Annotated in this window: 18 protein-coding genes and 1 rRNA gene; all 19 read left to right on the top strand. The window is 41.9% G+C overall.

What is annotated here, in order from left to right:
* Positions 1-8: 8 nt before the first annotated feature.
* On the top strand, positions 9-392 hold the full coding sequence (locus ACO1D1_RS06055) for an FtsB family cell division protein (protein WP_149868060.1): 384 nt from the start codon (positions 9-11) through the stop codon (positions 390-392).
* Positions 393-488: 96 nt separating this feature from the next.
* Positions 489-920: a S1 domain-containing RNA-binding protein gene (locus tag ACO1D1_RS06050; RefSeq protein WP_149868061.1), complete on the top strand. Its 432-nt coding sequence runs from the start codon at positions 489-491 to the stop codon at positions 918-920.
* A gap of 299 nt (positions 921-1,219) precedes the next feature.
* A complete protein-coding gene (spoIIE, locus tag ACO1D1_RS06045) occupies positions 1,220-3,688 on the top strand; it encodes a stage II sporulation protein E (RefSeq protein ID WP_149868062.1) in 2,469 nt (822 codons plus the stop codon).
* A 94-nt stretch (positions 3,689-3,782) separates the two neighbouring features.
* The gene (locus tag ACO1D1_RS06040; protein ID WP_149868063.1) at positions 3,783-4,520 is read left to right on the top strand and encodes a vWA domain-containing protein; all 738 of its coding nucleotides are present in this window, start codon (positions 3,783-3,785) and stop codon (positions 4,518-4,520) included.
* Positions 4,489-5,502, top strand: coding sequence for a protein kinase domain-containing protein (locus tag ACO1D1_RS06035; RefSeq protein WP_423335268.1), 1,014 nt, complete (start codon positions 4,489-4,491; stop codon positions 5,500-5,502). Before ACO1D1_RS06040 ends, ACO1D1_RS06035 begins: the two co-directional genes overlap by 32 nt.
* A gap of 392 nt (positions 5,503-5,894) precedes the next feature.
* Positions 5,895-7,277, top strand: coding sequence for a tRNA lysidine(34) synthetase TilS (gene tilS, locus ACO1D1_RS06030; protein WP_423335267.1), 1,383 nt, complete (start codon positions 5,895-5,897; stop codon positions 7,275-7,277).
* A 27-nt stretch (positions 7,278-7,304) separates the two neighbouring features.
* Positions 7,305-7,853 carry a hypoxanthine phosphoribosyltransferase gene (gene hpt / locus ACO1D1_RS06025; RefSeq protein ID WP_423335273.1) on the top strand — a complete coding sequence of 183 codons (549 nt, stop codon included), beginning with the start codon at positions 7,305-7,307 and terminating at the stop codon, positions 7,851-7,853.
* Between the two features lie 127 nt (positions 7,854-7,980).
* Positions 7,981-9,936 carry an ATP-dependent zinc metalloprotease FtsH gene (gene ftsH / locus ACO1D1_RS06020; RefSeq protein ID WP_149868067.1) on the top strand — a complete coding sequence of 652 codons (1,956 nt, stop codon included), beginning with the start codon at positions 7,981-7,983 and terminating at the stop codon, positions 9,934-9,936.
* Between the two features lie 108 nt (positions 9,937-10,044).
* Positions 10,045-10,821, top strand: a complete 777-nt coding sequence (locus ACO1D1_RS06015) for a type III pantothenate kinase (RefSeq protein WP_149868068.1) — start codon at positions 10,045-10,047, stop codon at positions 10,819-10,821.
* A 24-nt stretch (positions 10,822-10,845) separates the two neighbouring features.
* The gene (gene hslO / locus ACO1D1_RS06010) at positions 10,846-11,724 is read left to right on the top strand and encodes an Hsp33 family molecular chaperone HslO (RefSeq protein WP_149868069.1); all 879 of its coding nucleotides are present in this window, start codon (positions 10,846-10,848) and stop codon (positions 11,722-11,724) included.
* Positions 11,724-12,623: a peptidyl-prolyl cis-trans isomerase gene (locus tag ACO1D1_RS06005; RefSeq protein ID WP_423335266.1), complete on the top strand. Its 900-nt coding sequence runs from the start codon at positions 11,724-11,726 to the stop codon at positions 12,621-12,623. The genes hslO and ACO1D1_RS06005 overlap by 1 nt, the downstream gene beginning before the upstream one ends.
* 140 nt (positions 12,624-12,763) lie before the next feature.
* Entirely contained in the window at positions 12,764-13,693 is a 930-nt protein-coding gene (gene cysK, locus ACO1D1_RS06000; protein WP_423335265.1) for a cysteine synthase A, read from the top strand.
* A gap of 109 nt (positions 13,694-13,802) precedes the next feature.
* Positions 13,803-14,645, top strand: a complete 843-nt coding sequence (gene folP, locus ACO1D1_RS05995) for a dihydropteroate synthase (RefSeq protein ID WP_149868072.1) — start codon at positions 13,803-13,805, stop codon at positions 14,643-14,645.
* Entirely contained in the window at positions 14,638-14,997 is a 360-nt protein-coding gene (gene folB, locus ACO1D1_RS05990; RefSeq protein ID WP_149868073.1) for a dihydroneopterin aldolase, read from the top strand. The genes folP and folB overlap by 8 nt, the downstream gene beginning before the upstream one ends.
* Before the next feature lie 2 nt (positions 14,998-14,999).
* The gene (folK, locus tag ACO1D1_RS05985) at positions 15,000-15,527 is read left to right on the top strand and encodes a 2-amino-4-hydroxy-6-hydroxymethyldihydropteridine diphosphokinase (RefSeq protein ID WP_423335264.1); all 528 of its coding nucleotides are present in this window, start codon (positions 15,000-15,002) and stop codon (positions 15,525-15,527) included.
* Positions 15,479-15,685 (top strand): helix-turn-helix domain-containing protein, encoded by a 207-nt coding sequence (locus tag ACO1D1_RS05980; protein WP_149868075.1) that lies wholly within the window; start codon positions 15,479-15,481, stop codon positions 15,683-15,685. Before folK ends, ACO1D1_RS05980 begins: the two co-directional genes overlap by 49 nt.
* A gap of 11 nt (positions 15,686-15,696) precedes the next feature.
* A complete protein-coding gene (dusB, locus tag ACO1D1_RS05975) occupies positions 15,697-16,698 on the top strand; it encodes a tRNA dihydrouridine synthase DusB (protein WP_423335263.1) in 1,002 nt (333 codons plus the stop codon).
* 202 nt (positions 16,699-16,900) lie between these two features.
* Positions 16,901-18,385: a lysine--tRNA ligase gene (lysS, locus tag ACO1D1_RS05970; RefSeq protein WP_149868077.1), complete on the top strand. Its 1,485-nt coding sequence runs from the start codon at positions 16,901-16,903 to the stop codon at positions 18,383-18,385.
* Between the two features lie 353 nt (positions 18,386-18,738).
* Positions 18,739-19,321: ribosomal RNA gene (locus ACO1D1_RS05965) — 16S ribosomal RNA — on the top strand; the annotation flags it as partial.

Raw genomic sequence — 19,321 nt, 5'->3', positions numbered from 1 at the left:
GCAGGGATTTGGGCGAGGAACGAAAAAAGAATGTATCAAAAATTCAGACAACCTATGTCGAGCAGCAGGAATATGCGGAAATTGCTTCAGCTAGAAAAAGGAAATTATTGCTACGGCGATTATCGTTATTTTTCGTTTTTGCTAGCTTACTATCGTATTTGATGATATCAAGCTATCTTTCCCAGACCACTAAGCTCGAGGCAAAGGTTGCCCAAAAGAAGAAGCTTGACCATCAGCTCACAGAATTAAAAAAGCAGCAGGATATGCTAAAAGAAGATATTGTTAAATTAAATGATGATGACTACATTGGGAAACTAGCCAGAAAACAGTACTTTTTCTCAGATAAAAACGAAATTATCTTTAATATACCGGAAGAAAAGAAGGAAAATTGATCCAATACAGTGAGTTATTGACACTGATTTTTTCCTTTCTGTATAATATAGTATAAGATTTGAGTTTTTATACTTTTAAGGAGGAACAATCTTTTTATGTCAATCGAAGTAGGCAGCAAGTTACAAGGAAAGGTAACAGGGATTACAAATTTCGGAGCGTTTGTGGAGCTGCCGGATGGCTCAACAGGACTTGTACACATTAGTGAGGTTGCCGATAACTATGTCAAAGATATCAATGACCATCTAAAGGTTGGCGATCAGGTCGAAGTAAAAGTCATCAATGTTGAAAAGGATGGGAAAATTGGCCTTTCCATTAAAAAGGCAAAAGATCGCCCAGAGCCGGAAAGAAAACAACATTCGCACTCACAACGCCCTCGTCAAGGCAGATCAAACGATCGTAATAACGCTAGACCGGAAAACTTTGAGTCAAAAATGGCAAAATTTCTAAAAGATAGTGAAGATCGTTTATCATCCTTAAAGCGCCACACGGAATCCAAGCGTGGAGGAAGAGGAGCTAGACGGGGGTAACTTGCTGCTAATTGGATCAGGCAGGTTTCACTTAATATCAATAAATGAAAGACAAGTCAAAGCGGCTTGTCTTTTTTATGTTTATAAGTTTCGACTTTGAGCTCCAGGCCATACGCCGCTGACCAGGGCGATGGCGCGTTTCTTACTTTCTCCTTTTTACGACATGGTTACATTGTTTGGAAGGATTATAGTGAAAACCGTCGAACGATTCTTTTTGCTTGTTCACTATTTTGACAAACTTTTACCTCTATTAATTTTATAATAGTGGGCAACGATGAAAGAATAGGGAGTGTGATTTAGTGGAAAAGACAAACGTGAGTTTCATAGAGCCGGTCGGAGAAGTCAGTCTTCATTCATCTAAATGGGATTTGGGGAAGGGATTAAGGAAAATTCAATACATGCTGGAATCCTTTTTTATCAAGAAGGGTTACCTTTTATTATTCGTGGGCTTTTTGCTTGGACGAGCCTTAATTTTAGCAAAGCTTACCCCATTTTGCCTCCCTTTCTTTGCTTCCGTGTATATCATCAAGAGGGATCGGGCACCGCTTGCCTTGATCGGACTGATTGTCGGAGCGGCAACCATTTCATTATCCAATGCGGTTTTTACTTTCGTCGTCACCGTTTGCTTTTTAGTTATTTTTCGAATCAGTCAAAAATGGCTGACAAATGAAATGCGGTCACTGCCATTTTTTGTCGGTATCATTCTTGGTGCGGGAAAATTAGCTGAAGCCTTCATCCTTTCAAGACAATTAACATTATATGATTTGATGATGGTTGGGGTTCAGGCGAGCTTGGCGTTTATCCTGACACTTATATTTTTACAAAGTATTCCATTGTTAACCTTGAATAAACGCAGACAATTGTTAAAAACAGAAGAAATCGTCTGCTTAATTATCATGCTTGCTTCCATCATGTCTGGAACCATTGGCTGGAAAGTATATGATTTGTCGATTGAACATATTATGTCGAGATATTTGGTATTGGTGTTTTCCTTCATTGCCGGGGCAACAGTTGGCTCCACAGTTGGTGTTGTGACAGGGTTAATTTTCAGCCTCGCAAGCGTTTCAAGCTTCTACCATATGAGTCTCTTGGCTTTTTCAGGCGTACTCGGCGGCCTGCTAAAGGAAGGGAAGAAGATAGGTGTGTCTATCGGTTTATTTATTGCCACTCTGCTGATCGGCATGTATGGAGAGGGAGGAGGCTCCCTTTTACAAACCGTGCTGGAATCAAGTGCGGCGGTGCTCTTATTTCTCTTAACACCACAGGCTTTTACGTCCAGGCTGGCAAAATATATCCCCGGGACACCAGAATACACGGCCGAGCAGCAAAAATATATGCGCAAAATGCGAGACGTTACGGCACAGCGGGTTTCACAATTTTCCAATGTGTTTCATGCCTTATCAAAAAGCTTTTCGCAAATGGAAGCACAGCAGGATGATGATGTGGATGAGCGCGAAATGGATTATTTCATGAGCAATGTCACCGAAAGAACGTGTCAAACGTGCTTTAAAAAGGAACAATGCTGGGCAAAGAATTTTAATACAACCTATGCCTACATGGAGGAAATTATTCATGAAATGGATCAAAATGATGGAAATGTCTCTCTAAGGCTGACAAGGGACTGGGAAAAACATTGTTCCCGTCCAAAAAAAGTGTATGAAACCATCGGCCAGGAGCTAACCTTTTTCCAAGCCAATCTTAAATTAAAGAAACAGGTGCGTGAGTCCAGGAAACTGGTCGCTGACCAATTATTAGGTGTTTCCGAGGTAATGGATAATTTCGCAAAAGAAATTCAACGGGAAAGGGAAAATCATCATAAACAGGAAGAACAAATTATGGAGGCGATTCAGGAATTCGGCATTCATATTGAACAGGTGGAAATCTACAGCCTTGAGCAGGGGAATGTTGATATTGAGATGGCTGTTCCATTCTGCAATGGCCACGGGGAGTGTGAAAAGCTAATTGCACCGATGCTATCGGATATACTTGGGGAAACCATTATTGTGAATAAAGAGGAATGTGCCACCATCCCTCATGGGTTCTGTCATGTGACATTCAGATCATCAAAGGCCTTTACGGTCGAAACAGGGGTTGCCCATGCAGCCAAGGATGGCGGCCTCATTTCAGGGGACAGTTATTCCACGATCGAACTGGGCCTCGGCAAGTATGCGATTGCGATTAGTGATGGCATGGGAAATGGCGAAAGGGCTCATTATGAAAGTAATGAAACACTGCTGCTTTTGCAAAAGATTTTGCAATCAGGAATTGAGGAAAAAACAGCAATTAAATCGATTAATTCGATCCTCTCGCTAAGAACGACCGATGAAATCTTTTCTACATTAGATTTGGCGATGATTGATTTGAAAAATGCCTCAGCTAAATTCTTAAAGATCGGCTCGACACCGAGTTTTATCAAAAGGGGGAATAAGGTGATCAAAATCCAGGCAAGCAACTTGCCGATTGGAATCCTCCAGGAATTTGAGGTTGATGTTGTCAGTGAACAATTAAAAGCCGGGGATTTATTAATTATGATGAGCGATGGTGTGTTCGAAGGGCCGAAGCATGTGGAAAATTATGATTTATGGATGAAACGAAAAGTGCAAGAATTAGAAACGGATGACCCGCAAGAGGTAGCCGACCTGATAATGGAGGATGTGATCAGATCAAGATCGGGGTTAATTGAGGATGACATGACGGTTACTGTAGCAAAAATAAAACATAATACACCGAAGTGGGCCTCTATTCCCGTCTACAAAAAAAGAGCATAACCGATTATTTTACGCTGCCAAGGCTTAAAATATGTATAAATCACCCTGATCCCGTCGAAAATGGTACCAATACGTTTCGTGGAGGGAGAAGGTTATGTATACAGGGAAAATCCGGCAAATTTTATTAATTACCGACGGCTGTTCCAATCAAGGTGACGATCCAATTGCCATGGCTGCACTCGCGAAGGAACAAGGAATTACGGTGAATGTGATAGGCGTCATCGAAAAGGATGTTATCGATGAAAAAGGAATGACGGAAATCGATGGCATTGCGATGTCAGGCGGGGGTGTCAGTCAAATTGTCTATGCGGAAGCGCTCTCGCAAACCGTGCAAATGGTTACCCGCAAAGCGATGAACCAAACCATTCAAGGGGTGGTCAACAGCCAGCTGCAGCAGATATTAGGACGTTCACAAACAATGGAAGATCTGCATCCTGATCAGCGCGGTGAGGTCATGGAGGTTGTCGATGAATTAGGTGAGACTGTCGAATTAGAGGTGTTGATTCTTGTCGATACAAGTGCAAGCATGAAGCATAAGCTGCCCACTGTAAAAGAGGCCCTTCTCGATCTGTCTCTAAGCTTAAACGCCCGTTCAGGAGAAAATCAATTTTCCGTTTATGTATTTCCCGGGAAAAAGAATGATGTCGAAAAATTGCTGGATTGGACTCCAAAGCTGCAGGTTTTGACAAGTGTCTTCTCGCAGCTGTCTACAGGCGGGATTACACCTACTGGTCCGGCATTACGGACAGCCTTAACTGCCTTCAATCAAAAACAATCATTAAGGAGCCTGCTTTCACGTGATGATGAATCATACTTTGAAGAATCAATGTAAGGTAAGTCCTGGGACAATCATTATAGGGAAATGGCATTCACATAGCTATACAATTATAAAAGAACTAGGATTTGGCGCAAACGGGGTGGTTTACCTTGCAAAGCACAAAAACACTCACGTGGCATTGAAAATGAGTGACAATGGTATGTCGATCACCTCTGAGGTAAATGTGCTTAAATCCTTTGCGAAGGTCCAGGGGCTTCCAACCCTCGGGCCTTCTTTACTTGATGTTGACGATTGGCAAGGGCACCAAGGCCGAATTTCCTTTTATGTCATGGAATATATTCAAGGCCGAGACTTCCTTTCTTTTTTACAAGAGAAAGGGAAATCATGGACAAGTGTTTTATTTTTGCAGCTGTTGAATGATTTGCATCAGCTTCATGAAAATGGCTGGGTATTCGGGGATTTAAAACCGGAAAATTTAATTGTAACCGGACCGCCGCCAAAAATAAGATGTATCGATGTTGGAGGCACGACTATTCAAGGGAGGGCAATTAAGGAATTCACGGAGTTTTATGATCGGGGTTATTGGGGCTTGGGCTCCCGAAAAGCAGAACCGTCTTATGATTTATTTGCTGTCGCGATGATTATCATCAACACCGCTTACCCAAACCGATTTACTAAAACTAGCGGTGGGATTTCTCAGCTGAGGGAAGCCATTAGGCAAAAACCAGAACTGCTGAAGTTTGAAAAGGTCATCGTCAAAGCACTGCAAGGGCATTATCTAAATGCTAAGCAAATGCGAACTGATTTATTTGACAGTATGGTGGAGGATAAGGGATCTAGTCCACCTTTACGAACAGCCGCAGCACCGAGTCAAACCGCCAGGCCAGTCCAAGCAAAAAACACGAACGGTGCCCAGCATATCTCCAGACGAACCTATCGGCAAAAGAAGAAAAAAAGAGGATGGCTGGAATTTTTGTTTATTACTGTCGTTCTAGGAGTATTATATGCATGGTATACTTTTAATAATTTACCTTAAACCTTGAAACCATTTCCGTGCTGGTTCGTATATATGAAAGGTGTATTCTTTTGACATTTATGGGGCAAGAAAATGGAAAAATTCACCTTGAAAAGAAACACCTATGTTTTGATAGATAATCGCGATTAGTGGTAAGCTAAATAGAAAAGCGAAAGCGCCTTGATCAGCGGCGTATGGCCTCCTCGGAAAAGCTAACGCTTTTCCTTCGTGCGATGCCTATGCTGCCGAAGCGTTCCTTGTGGAGCGCTCCAACTGAGATAAAGGAAACACGGTGAACGGAGTGAACCGATGTTGACTTATCGTAGGGCGGAGAGCGAAGGACACTAGCCGCTAGGGCGCTGTAGCTGGACAGTTTTTTAAAAATTACTTTGTATTAGAAAGAGTGCAATCCTATGTTAGAAACAAAGGTTGAGTCTTTTCTTAACCGCCACTCATTCAAGCTTAATAATAAGAAAATGATTGTTGGTGTGTCTGGAGGGCCAGATTCTTTAGCCCTGCTCCACTACTTGCTAAAGAAAAGGGAAAAGTGGAACCTGGCCATTGTAGTCACACATATTGACCACATGTTCCGTGGAGAAGAATCCTTTCTTGATGCAATGTTTGTTAAAAGCTTTTGTGAGCAGCACGATATCCCATTTGAAATGGAACAAGTTAATGTGCCAGAAATAATAAAGGAAACCGGGAAAAGCTCACAAATTGCTGCAAGAGAAGTGCGATATGGATTTTATTTAAAAATAATGAAGAAGTACGGTTTTCCTTATTTAGTCCTGGCCCACCATGGTGATGATCAGATTGAAACTATACTCATGCGGCTGACTAGGGGAAGCAGTGGAACGGCAAGAGCAGGGATTCCATTTACCCGCCAATTTCATGAAGGGACGATTATTCGGCCATTCCTATGTGTAACAAAGGATGAAATTCAACATTATTGCCAAGAGCATAATCTTACACCACGAATAGACCCAAGCAACGCGAAGGACGTTTATAGCCGGAACCGATTTCGAAAACAGATTCTTCCTTTTTTAAAAAAAGAAAATCGCCATGTTCATGAACACTTTCAGCGGTTTAGCGAAGAGCTGAAAAGTGACGAAGACTTTCTGCAGGAATTAGCGGCCAGTCGGCTGAAGAATGTTGTGACAAAAAGAGAAGAGGACAATATTACTATTGACATTAAAAGCTTTCTTGAAATGCCTTTACCTTTACAAAGGAGAGGGTTTCAACTAATATTAAACTATCTTTATAAAGAAAGGCCCGCTTCTCTTTCTGCCGTACATATCGATCAAGTATTTGTCTTACTGCATCATCATGAACCTTCATGTAAATTGGATTTTCCAAATGGATTGAAGGTTATTCGCTCCTATTATCAGTTATCGTTCCAATTTCAGCTGAAAGAAGCTGAACCATATGGGTTTGAAATATATGAGCCTGGGACAATTACACTGCCAAATGGACGGAGTATTAGCATAGAACTGTTAGAAAGTGATATGTCTGATGATAAGCGACATACAGCCCTGTTTAATGCAGACCGTATTCATTGGCCGATTATCATCCGTTCAAGGAAAAAGGGCGATCGAATGACATTAAAGGGAATAAAAGGGTCAAAGAAATTAAAGGATATTTTTATTGATCAAAAGGTTCCGGTCTATGAACGCGACAGGTGGCCTGTTATTACGGATAAAGAAGGTTTGATTATTTGGCTTCCAGAACTAAAAAAATCTTCTTTAGAAGGTATAGATACAACTGCAAAGCAATATATACAACTCACATATCGTTAGTAATGATCCTAGGGGGCACAATTTATGATGAATCAGGATATTGAAAAGGTATTAGTTTCAGAAGAAGAAATTCAGGAAAAGATTAATGTGTTAGCGGCTGAGTTAACTGAAGAGTATAAAGACCGCTTCCCGCTTGCAATCGGTGTGTTAAAAGGGGCAATGCCTTTTATGGCCGATTTATTAAAACGCATGGATTGCTATTTAGAAATGGATTTTATGGATGTTTCAAGCTATGGTACTTCTCTTGTATCATCCGGAGAAGTAAAAATCTTAAAGGATTTAGATACATCTGTGGAAGGAAGGGACATATTAATTATTGAAGATATCATCGATAGCGGCTTAACTCTTAGCTATTTAGTTGATTTATTCCGTTATCGCAAAGCAAAATCAATTAAAATTGTTACCTTACTTGATAAACCAACAGGAAGAAAAAGCGCAATCAAAGCGGATTATGTAGGTTTTATTGTTCCAGATGAATTTGTTGTCGGGTATGGATTGGATTATATTGAAAAATATCGAAACCTTCCATATATTGGGGTATTAAAGCCGGAAGTTTATAGCACTAATCAATCATAAATTTTTTAATCGAGGGGGTGCCATTCAGGTTCTTTAAACCCCTTGGAAATGAGAGTAATTCCTTGAATTAGTAAGTTTTTCTATGATACTATTTATTATAGTTTTTACCCGCGGGAGGAGGTAAGAGATGAATCGGATTTTCCGTAATACCATCTTTTATTTATTGATATTTTTAGTCATTATAGGCGTGGTTAGTTTCTTCAATGGAAGCAATGAGCCTACAGATCATATTTCATATGATAAGTTTGTTACCCAATTAGAAAATGGGGAAGTTAAGTCATTTTCTATGCAGCCAGAACGTGGGGTATATGAGGTCCGCGGTGAACTGGAAGCGAAGGATAAAAAGTTCATCACCTATATACCTAACAGCGAAAAGATCCTTGATCGAATTGATAAGGCAGACTCAAAAGTAGACGTAATGCCGGCAAAAGAAACAAGCGGCTGGGTAACCTTCTTTACTTCGATTATTCCTTTCGTGATTATTTTTATCTTATTTTTCTTCTTGTTAAACCAAGCTCAAGGCGGCGGAAGCCGAGTGATGAACTTTGGTAAATCAAAGGCAAAGCTTTATAACGATGATAAGAAAAAGGTTCGTTTTAGAGATGTAGCCGGAGCTGATGAAGAAAAGGCAGAGCTAGTTGAGGTTGTTGAATTTTTAAAAGACCCTCGCAAATTTGCTGAGCTTGGAGCCCGGATTCCAAAGGGCGTCCTGTTAGTAGGACCTCCAGGGACTGGTAAAACCTTGCTGGCACGAGCAACTGCCGGTGAAGCAGGTGTTCCGTTCTTCTCAATCAGCGGTTCGGATTTCGTTGAAATGTTTGTCGGTGTCGGTGCATCCCGTGTCCGTGATTTATTTGAAAACGCGAAGAAAAATGCTCCATGTATCATTTTTATCGATGAAATTGACGCGGTTGGCCGTCAGCGTGGTGCCGGACTCGGCGGAGGTCACGATGAGCGTGAACAAACGTTGAACCAATTGTTAGTTGAAATGGATGGATTCGGTGCAAATGAAGGAATCATCATTATTGCTGCAACAAACCGAGCAGATATTCTCGATCCTGCACTATTACGTCCAGGACGTTTTGACCGTCAAATTACCGTTGACCGTCCAGATGTGATTGGCCGTGAGGCAGTGCTAAAAGTTCATGCACGTAATAAACCATTAGATGAGACTGTAAATTTAAAGAATATTGCCATGCGGACACCTGGCTTCTCTGGTGCCGATTTGGAAAACTTATTGAATGAAGCTGCATTGGTTGCAGCGCGAAGCAGTAAAAAGAAAATTGATATGGAAGATATCGATGAAGCGACGGATCGTGTCATTGCGGGTCCAGCTAAAAAGAGCCGGGTTATTTCTGAAAAAGAACGTAATATTGTTGCCTTCCATGAGGGCGGCCATACTGTGATTGGTTTGGTACTTGATGAAGCGGATATGGTTCACAAAGTTACTATCGTTCCACGCGGGCAAGCAGGCGGATATGCTGTCATGCTTCCGAGGGAAGATCGTTACTTTATGACGAAGCCTGAACTGCTTGATAAGATTGTCGGTCTGCTCGGCGGCCGTGTCGCTGAAGAGATTGTATTTGGTGAAGTAAGTACCGGTGCACATAATGACTTCCAACGTGCAACAGGCATTGCCCGGAAAATGGTGACTGAATACGGAATGAGTGATAAGCTTGGACCGCTTCAGTTCGGACAGCCACAAGGTGGTCAAGTGTTCTTAGGCCGTGACCTGCATAATGAGCAAAATTATTCCGATGCGATTGCCTATGAAATCGATCTTGAAATTCAGAGCATTATTAAAGAATGTTATGAAAGAGCAAGAAAGATTCTTACTGAAAATCGCGATAAGCTGAATCTCATTGCGACAACTCTTCTTGAGGTCGAAACGCTTGTTGCGGAACAGATTAAATATTTGGTTGAGCACGGTCATATGCCAGATCCTTCTGTCCATTTAGATGCCGTAAAGATTGGACCAAAGAAAACAGAAGATGTGAAAGTGAACATCAACACGAAAAAGGATGAAGGTGAAAAAGAGGAATCCTTCCTAGATAAACCTTCTGATGAGATTGATTATAAATAATTTGTTCATGAGTGCTTCTATTGAAGCACTCTTTTTTTCACACCTAAACGATTTATGGTATTATGTTTGCATGTGAAAAAAGATAAATCGATAAAGTGAGTGATAGATTTGATTTTCGTATTTGATGTGGGGAATACCAATATTGTTTTAGGTGTTTATCAAGGTGATGAACTGAAATATCATTGGCGGATCGAAACAAATCGAAACCGCACAGAAGATGAGATTGGCATGAGCATAAAAGCGTTGTTTGACCATTCAGGACTTTCGTTTTCAGCTATTGATGGGATCATTATTTCTTCAGTTGTACCGCCAATCATGTTTGCTCTTGAAAGAATGTGCCAAAAGTACTTCCATCTTAAACCGCTTATCGTTGGACCAGGCGTCAAAACGGGTCTGAATATTAAATATGAAAACCCAAGAGAAGTAGGGGCAGACCGGATTGTCAACGCTGTCGCTGCCATCCATGAATATGGAAGCCCATTGATTATTGTCGATTTTGGAACGGCAACAACGTATTGTTATGTGAATGAAGAACGGCAATATCTGGGTGGTGCGATTGCCCCGGGAATTGGGATCTCTACCGAGGCACTCTATTCAAGGGCAGCAAAATTGCCGCGGATTGAAATTGCCCGTCCCGATGGAATTATTGGGAAAAATACAGTGGCTGCAATGCAGGCAGGTATTGTCTACGGGTATGTTGGACAAGTTGAAGGCATCGTCAAGCGAATGCTGACACAGAGCGAGAAAAAACCTACCGTTATTGCCACTGGCGGGCTTGCACCATTAATTGCCCAGGAATCAACGGTTATTGATATCGTTGATCCATTTTTAACATTAAAGGGTCTGCAGCTTATCTATAAACGTAATATGGGAGAAGCTAAATAAATACAAAAAGAAGGGAGTTAGACAATGAAGGATTATCTAGTTAAGGCTCTTGCTTATGAGGGAAACATACGAGCATATGCTGTCCGTACGACAGAAACGGTAAGTGAGGCGCAGCGACGTCATCAAACATGGCGGACGGCTTCAGCTGCACTTGGCCGCACGATGACCGCAGGGGTCATAATGGGCGCAATGCTTAAAGGTGAGGATAAACTTACGATTAAAATAAACGGCGGAGGTCCAATCGGTCCGATTGTGGTTGACAGCAATGCGAAGGGGGAAGTCCGCGGATATGTGACCAATCCGGAGGTTGACTTTGAATCAAACGAAAACGGCAAGCTTGATGTCCGCCGCGCGGTCGGCACAGACGGCATATTAGCGGTTGTGAAAGATACTGGCTTGCGTGACTTTTTCTCTGGTCAGGTGCCGCTTGTATCTGGCGAATTAGGCGAAGACTTTACGTATTACTTTGCAACGTCTGAGCAGGTACCTTCCTCTGTGGGTGTCGGTGTCTTAGTGAATCCGGATGATACGATTTTGGCTGCGGGTGGGTTTATTTTCCAATTAATGCCCGGCACACCAGATCAAATTATAACAAAGCTTGAAGAACGATTGAAAACGATTGAGCCAATATCAATATTAATTGAACGGGGTCTGACACCCGAGCAAATCCTGGAAGAACTGTTTGGAAAAGAGCATGTAAAGGTACTAGAAACGATGCCGGTAAGCTTCCAATGTAATTGCTCTAAAGAGCGATTTGCGAATGCGATTACGGGACTTGGCGCAGCTGAAATAACGGCAATGATCGAAGAAGATGGGATGGCTGAAGCTCATTGCCATTTCTGCAATGAAAAATACCATTTTTCAAAGGAAGAATTAGAAGAGCTAAAAAGGGATGCTAAATAATGAGGAAGAAGCAGCTTTGGATGGTGATTGCTGCTCTCATTATGCTTAATTGTTTAACAGTTGCTTTTTTCCTGACACGAGCAAATGTGGCAGGCGGTGAGGCAATCCATGATGAGGCAGTGGCTACCGTGGGGAAAACGTCTATCTTGAGGCAGGACTGGCTGAACGAACTTGAATCGAGATACGGAAAAGACGTTTTAAAAGAAATGGTTGATCAAAAGGTCGTAGAGGAAATGGCGGCCAAATATCATATAAAAGTTTCCGATCAAGATGTCGATCGGGAATTTAGAATGATGCAGACCACTTATAATTCATTTAATTCGAAAACGAATAAAAATGAGAGAAAGTGGAAGGAACAAATTCGGAACACACTTCTTTTGGAAGAACTTTTAACAAAGGACGTGAAGGTCTCGAGTAAGGAATTGAGAGGCTATTATGAAAAAAATAAACAGCTTTTCAATGTTCCTCCTGCCTATCATCTATCGCATATTATTGTGAAGACAAAGAAAGAGGCGGGTCAGACTGTTAAGGAGTTAGCCAATGGGTCAAGCTTTTCCACGCTAGCTATGGAACGCTCAATCGAGGAGTTTTCTGCTAATGAAGGCGGCGATATTGGTTATATTAGTGAAGAGGATGAGCGTTATCCAAAGCAATATATCGAAACCGCAAAACAGTTAAAAAAGGGTGCCTATAGTAAACCGCTCAAGGTGAAGGAGGGGTATGCCCTTTTAAAGCTTGAGGGGGAAATAAACGGGAAAAGTTATGCCTACGATGACGTAAAAGAGGCAATCCGCCGGCAAATTGCTCTTGAGCAAATGAAGTCACCTGCAACGGCCGCAACCTTTTGGGATGAAGCCGAGGTGGAGTGGTTTTATGGAGAGAAGAAAAAGGCAAACTAGGAGCACAGAAGGGATTTCTGTGCTTTTTATTTTTTTACAAAGTTTTCACAAAATTTCCTTGGCAAAATGATTGACAAAACAAGTATAAAACTGGTAAATTCGATATATCCAATATAAATACTCGGAATAGGGGTGTCTTTATGGTTCGTGTAGCAAATTCAGTTGCCGAATTAGTCGGCCAAACACCAATTGTTAAGTTAAACAGATTAGTAGATGAAAACAGTGCTGAGGTCTATTTAAAGCTTGAATATTTTAACCCTGGGAGCAGTGTGAAGGATCGTATTGCCTTAGCAATGATTGAAGCTGCTGAGGAACAAGGCTTAATCAAACCGGGTGTTGACACGATTATTGAGCCTACAAGTGGAAATACTGGCATTGGACTCGCGATGATTGCAGCTGCAAAAGGATACAATGCAGTGTTTGTTATGCCGGAGACCATGAGCTTAGAAAGAAGAAACTTGCTTCGCGCCTATGGAGCTGAGCTTGTGTTAACACCAGGTCCAGAAGGAATGAAGGGTGCGATTGCAAAAGCAGAAGAGCTTGTAAAGGAACACGGGTATTTCTTACCGCAGCAATTTAAGAACGAAGCTAATCCTGAAGTCCATAGAAGAACGACTGGTAAAGAAATTGCTGAACAGATGGATACGCTTGATGCATTTGTATCAGGAATTGGTACAGGTGGAACCATTTCAGGTGCAGGCGCTGTGCTGCGCGAAACATTCCCTGAAGTGAAGATCTATGCAGTGGAGCCGAAGGATTCAGCAGTGCTGTCTGGCGGCAAGCCTGGGCCTCATAAGCTTCAAGGCCTTGGAGCAGGATTTATTCCAGATACGTTAAATACAAACATCTATGATGAAGTGATTCAAATTAATACAGAAGAAGCGTTTGAAGCCTCCCGCCGCGCGGCTAGAGAAGAGGGGATTCTTGGCGGAATCTCTTCAGGAGCCGCTATTTCTGCAGCTTTAAAGGTTGCAAAGGAATTAGGAAAAGGTAAAAAGGTGCTGGCGATTATTCCAGATAACGGAGAACGTTATCTAAGTACACAGCTTTATCAATATGATGTAGAATAAAAAGGATAGAGGCTGCGGCGTTATTTGCTGGGGCCTCTATTTTTTTGTAACGTATTCTAAATTTCATGTATGATAAAATAAGTGAAAAAAGGAATAGGAGGAATATGGAATGAAGGCAGCAGAAGAGCAAATCCAGTGTGGCCCATATACCTTGGACTTTTCTAAGAAAACAATTGTGATGGGAATTTTAAATATTACGCCTGATTCCTTTTCGGATGGCGGAAAATATAATCGAATTGAACATGCAGTTAAACGTGCGAAAGAAATGGCTGCAAACGGTGCAGATATTATTGATATTGGCGGCGAATCAACACGACCGGGTTTTGCGGCTGTTTCTATAGAGGAGGAACTCGAGCGGGTTATTCCGGTGATCAAAGCCATTTCTGAACAGGTTCAAATCCCGATTTCTATTGATACCTATAAAGCAGAGGTAGCGAAGCAGGCCATTGAAGCTGGCGCCCATATTATCAATGATATTTGGGGAGCGAAGGCGGATGAGAATATGGGGAAAGTGGCCGCTGAATACCATGTGCCAATCGTTTTAATGCATAACCGGCATGACCGAAATTACAAGGTGTTTATAAGAGATGTAATAAATGACTTATACGAGAGTATAGCAATTGTAAAAAAAGCAGGGGTAAAGGATGAAAATATTATCCTCGATCCTGGTATTGGTTTTGCGAGAGACTATCAGGAAAATCTGCTAACGATGCAAAATTTAGATAAATTTGTCATGCTTGGATATCCGGTTTTATTAGGTACTTCCAGAAAATCAATGATTGGACAAGCATTAGATCTCCCTATTGATGAAAGATTGGAAGGTACAGGCGCTACCGTATGCTATGGCATTCAAAAAGGGTGTCAAATCATCCGAATCCATGACGTGAAGGAAATGAGCCGAATGGCGAAAATGATGGACGCGATGATGGGAAAGGGTGTTGTGCTTGGATAAAATATATGTCAACCGAATGGAATTTTACGGATACCATGGTGTATTCCCAGAAGAGACTAGGCTGGGACAGCGATTCGCGGTTGATTTAACGGTTTCAGTTAATTTGAAAAGAGCCGGTGAAACTGATCAACTAGACTACTCGGTCAATTATGGGGAACTTTACGAAGTGTGCAAAGGAATTGTCGAGGGAAAACCGTATAAGCTCGTGGAAGCTGTTGCTGAGAAAATTGCAGCAGCGGTGTTGGAGCAATTTATTCTTGTGCATGATGTAACAGTAAAAGTGATTAAGCCGGATCCGCCGATTCCCGGCCATTACCAATCTGTTGCAGTAGAAATTACAAGGAGAAGATAATAGTGGAAAACAGAGCATTTATTGCCCTCGGCTCAAATATAGGAAACCGTTATGATACGATAATGAGTGCGTTAAAACTTTTAACAGAGAACCCAAAAATTAAATTGGTAAATTACTCCTCTATTTATGAAACAGATCCTATTGGTTATGAAGAGCAGGATTTATTTTTAAATATGGTAATTGAGATTCAGACAGTATTAAGTGGAATAGAGCTGCTGGATTTCTGCCTTAAGACGGAGTTTGAACTTGGGAGAAAAAGGGAAATAAGGTGGGGTCCGCGCTCAATAGACCTTGACATTCTGACTTTTAACCAAGAAAATATTGAAACGGAGAAACTAACCGTTCCGCACCCAAGGATGACAGAGCGGGCATTTGTTATGGTGCCACTTGTAGAAATCAATCCTGATCATCATATTCCCGGGGTGGATAAACCTCTTAACGTATTATTGAACGAACTACCAGATAAAGAAGGAGTCCGAATATGGAAGCGGAAAAGTGGGGAAGGCGTATTCGAGCCTATCGAAAGCTAAAGGGATACACACAGGAAGGCTTTTCTAGGGAGCTAGGTGTATCGGTATCCATTTTAGGAGAGATTGAAAGAGGGAATCGCCTGCCTGCAGGTGATCTGCTTGAAAGAATCGCTCATTCATTGAAAGTAACTATAGATGACTTAAGACCTAAAGAATAGGAGGCTGGTAGATGTTGAAAATTGGCGATATTGAAATAAAGAATCCCGTTGTTCTCGCACCCATGGCTGGTGTCTGTAATTCTGCCTTCCGTTTAACGGTAAAAGAGTTCGGAGCAGGCTTAGTTTGTGCTGAAATGGTTAGTGATAAAGGGATTGTGTTAAAAAATGAAAAAACAATGAATATGCTTTATATCGATGAGCGTGAAAAGCCGTTAAGCTTGCAAATCTTTGGCGGTGAAAAGGAAACGCTTGTGAAAGCAGCAAAGTTTGTTGATCAAAATACCAATGCTGATATTATCGATATTAATATGGGCTGTCCAGTTCCGAAGATTACAAAATGTGATGCCGGGGCAAAGTGGCTTCTTGATCCAAATAAGATTTATGAAATGGTTTCAGCAGTTGTAGCTGAGGTAGAAAAGCCTGTAACGGTAAAAATGCGGATGGGCTGGGATGAAGATCATATTTATGCTGTAAGAAATGCTCAGGCTGTTGAGCGTGCCGGCGGTAAAGCTGTAGCCCTTCACGGGCGTACCCGTGTACAAATGTATGAGGGCAAAGCTAACTGGGACATCCTTCGTGAAGTGAAGCAGTCGATTAACATTCCTTTGATTGGCAATGGTGATGTTCAAACACCGCAGGATGCGAAAAGAATGCTGGATGAAACCGGGGTTGATGGGGTCATGATTGGCAGAGCAGCTCTAGGTAACCCTTGGATGATTTACCGCACGGTGCAGTATTTAGAGACAGGCAGGTTAATGGCAGAACCGTCTGTTCGTGAAAAAATTGATGTCTGCATCCTTCATCTTGACCGCTTGATTGCTTTGAAAAGCGAGTACATTGCCGTTCGTGAAATGCGCAAGCATGCTGCCTGGTACTTAAAAGGGGTTCCCGGCAATGGAAGAGTGCGCAATGCCATTAACGAGTGTGATACAAGAGAACATCTTGTTACATTATTAAATGATTTGGTCATTGAAGTAGAAGAAAAGGAACAAAACCAAGCAATTGTTGGTTAAGTTTGACTTTCACAGGTTCATTTTCTATAATAGCGTTGTTTACTACGGAAGCTGCCAGTGAGACGAACTGGCAGTTTTTATTTACTTTTTTGATGTCTGAATACTTAAGATTGTGTAAAATAATATAGTATGTAAAAAAACAGCTAGTATTCTTATAGGTTTTAGATTTCCATAAAAGATAAGTAATGGAGTTGAATGTGTCATGAGTCAGGAAGAATTAAATGACCAGTTGTTGGTCAGACGTGAAAAAATGAACACAATGCGTGAAAATGGACTAGATCCATTTGGAAAGCGGTTTGACCGTACCCATAATACAAATGAATTAATCGAAAACTATGGGGAGTTAGAGAAAGAGGATATCGAAGCAAAAAGTATTTCTGTAGCGCTTGCCGGCCGCATTATGACAAAACGCGGTAAAGGTAAGGCTGGATTTGCACATGTTCAGGACTTAACAGGTCAAATCCAAGTTTATGTTCGTCAGGATGCTGTTGGAGAAGAACAGTATAAAGTGTTTGATTCCGCTGATTTAGGAGATATTATCGGGGTTACTGGAACACTATTTAAAACAAAAGTGGGCGAGTTATCGGTTAAGGTTGAAAACTTTGTCTTCTTAACGAAAGCCTTGCGCCCGCTGCCGGATAAATTCCACGGTTTAAAAGATGTAGAGCAGCGCTACCGTCAGCGTTATTTGGATTTAATTATGAGCCAAGAAAGTAAACAAACCTTTATATCGCGCAGCCGGATTATTCAATCAATGCGCCGCTACCTTGATGGCCAGGGGTATTTAGAAGTAGAAACTCCTATGATGCATGCGATTGCTGGCGGAGCTTCTGCGCGCCCGTTCATCACACATCATAATGCACTGGATATGGAATTATACATGCGGATTGCCATCGAACTCCATCTGAAGCGTTTAATTGTCGGCGGTCTTGAAAAAGTATACGAAATTGGCCGTGTCTTTAGAAATGAGGGTGTATCTACTCGACACAATCCTGAATTTACGATGATTGAGCTTTATGAAGCGTACGCAGATTATCGTGATATCATGAGCCTGACTGAAAATCTGATTGCCCATATCGCTCAAGAAGTATTAGGAACTACAACAATCCAATATGGTGACTACGAAGTGGACCTAAAACCGGAGTGGAAGAGACTTCACATGGTAGATGCAATCATAGAATATACCGGCGCAGACTTCTGGAAGGAAATGAGCGTTGAGGAAGCGCGTGAACTTGCAAAAGAACATGGAGTTGAAGTCACTGAACATATGCTTTATGGACATATTGTTAATGAATTCTTTGAGCAAAAGGTAGAAGAGAAATTAATTCAGCCTACATTTATCTATGGACATCCAGTCGAGATTTCTCCGCTTGCGAAGAAAAATGACGAGGATCCAAGATTTACTGATCGCTTTGAATTGTTTATTGTGGCTCGTGAGCATGCCAATGCCTTCACAGAGCTTAATGATCCAATTGATCAAAGAGAACGTTTTGAAGCGCAGCTGAAAGAACGTGAGCAAGGAAATGACGAAGCGCATATGATGGATGACGACTTCGTTGAGGCATTAGAATATGGAATGCCTCCTACAGGCGGATTAGGAATCGGAATTGACCGTTTAGTCATGCTGTTAACAAATTCTCCGTCTATTCGTGACGTACTATTATTCCCGTTAATGCGCCACCGTTAATAGATTTCATAAAAGTGCCGCAATCTTCATTGCCGGCACTTTTATTTATAGTAGAAATATGCGAATATTTCTATTTTAATTTATTTGTAAAAAAAGAATAAAAAGCTATTGCACCTTGTCTTTAATGGTGGTATATTAATATTCGTTGCTGCGAGACAGTAACGTGGTTGAAAAAGAAATAAAAAAAGTTGTTGACTTTAGGTTGATAACTTGGTATGATAATAAAGTCGCTTTTGAGCGATAGAAAAATTGATCCTTGAAAACTAAACAAACAAAAACGTCAACAAACAATAATATTTGCTTCTTATAGAAGTGAAGCCAACGTTTTAAATTATGAGCTAATCAACTCAACTTTTTTGGAGAGTTTGATCCTGGCTCAGGACGAACGCTGGCGGCGTGCCTAATACATGCAAGTCGAGCGAACCAATGGGAGCTTGCTCCCATTGGTTAGCGGCGGACGGGTGAGTAACACGTGGGCAACCTGCCTGTAAGACTGGGATAACTTCGGGAAACCGGAGCTAATACCGGATAATTCTTTCCCTCTCATGAGGGAAAGCTGAAAGTCGGTTTCGGCTGACGCTTACAGATGGGCCCGCGGCGCATTAGCTAGTTGGTGAGGTAACGGCTCACCAAGGCGACGATGCGTAGCCGACCTGAGAGGGTGATCGGCCACACTGGGACTGAGACACGGCCCAGACTCCTACGGGAGGCAGCAGTAGGGAATCTTCCACAATGGACGAAAGTCTGATGGAGCAACGCCGCGTGAGCGATGAAGGCCTTCGGGTCGTAAAGCTCTGTTGTTAGGGAAGAACAAGTATCGGAGTAACTGCCGGTACCTTGACGGTACCTAACCAGAAAGCCACGGCTAACTACGTGCCAGCAGCCGCGGTAATACGTAGGTGGCAAGCGTTGTCCGGAATTATTGGGCGTAAAGCG

Source organism: Neobacillus sp. 19 (assembly GCF_049463095.1).
GTDB lineage: Bacteria > Bacillota > Bacilli > Bacillales > Cytobacillaceae > Neobacillus.
The sequence above is the reverse complement of the archived record's forward strand: the minus strand, read 5'-3'. Positions and strand labels throughout refer to the sequence as shown.

Bases quoted from the DNA above. Each gene is read 5' to 3' on its own strand.
- ACO1D1_RS06050 (WP_149868061.1), top strand. From the start codon at position 489: ATGTCAATCGAAGTAGGCAGCAAGTTACAAGGAAAGGTAACAGGGATT.
- ACO1D1_RS06040 (WP_149868063.1), top strand. From the start codon at position 3,783: ATGTATACAGGGAAAATCCGGCAAATTTTATTAATTACCGACGGCTGT.
- ACO1D1_RS06035 (WP_423335268.1), top strand. From the start codon at position 4,489: ATGATGAATCATACTTTGAAGAATCAATGTAAGGTAAGTCCTGGGACA.
- tilS (WP_423335267.1), top strand. From the start codon at position 5,895: ATGTTAGAAACAAAGGTTGAGTCTTTTCTTAACCGCCACTCATTCAAG.
- hpt (WP_423335273.1), top strand. From the start codon at position 7,305: ATGAATCAGGATATTGAAAAGGTATTAGTTTCAGAAGAAGAAATTCAG.
- ftsH (WP_149868067.1), top strand. From the start codon at position 7,981: ATGAATCGGATTTTCCGTAATACCATCTTTTATTTATTGATATTTTTA.
- hslO (WP_149868069.1), top strand. From the start codon at position 10,846: ATGAAGGATTATCTAGTTAAGGCTCTTGCTTATGAGGGAAACATACGA.
- ACO1D1_RS06005 (WP_423335266.1), top strand. From the start codon at position 11,724: ATGAGGAAGAAGCAGCTTTGGATGGTGATTGCTGCTCTCATTATGCTT.
- cysK (WP_423335265.1), top strand. From the start codon at position 12,764: ATGGTTCGTGTAGCAAATTCAGTTGCCGAATTAGTCGGCCAAACACCA.
- folP (WP_149868072.1), top strand. From the start codon at position 13,803: ATGAAGGCAGCAGAAGAGCAAATCCAGTGTGGCCCATATACCTTGGAC.
- ACO1D1_RS05980 (WP_149868075.1), top strand. From the start codon at position 15,479: ATGGAAGCGGAAAAGTGGGGAAGGCGTATTCGAGCCTATCGAAAGCTA.
- dusB (WP_423335263.1), top strand. From the start codon at position 15,697: ATGTTGAAAATTGGCGATATTGAAATAAAGAATCCCGTTGTTCTCGCA.
- lysS (WP_149868077.1), top strand. From the start codon at position 16,901: ATGAGTCAGGAAGAATTAAATGACCAGTTGTTGGTCAGACGTGAAAAA.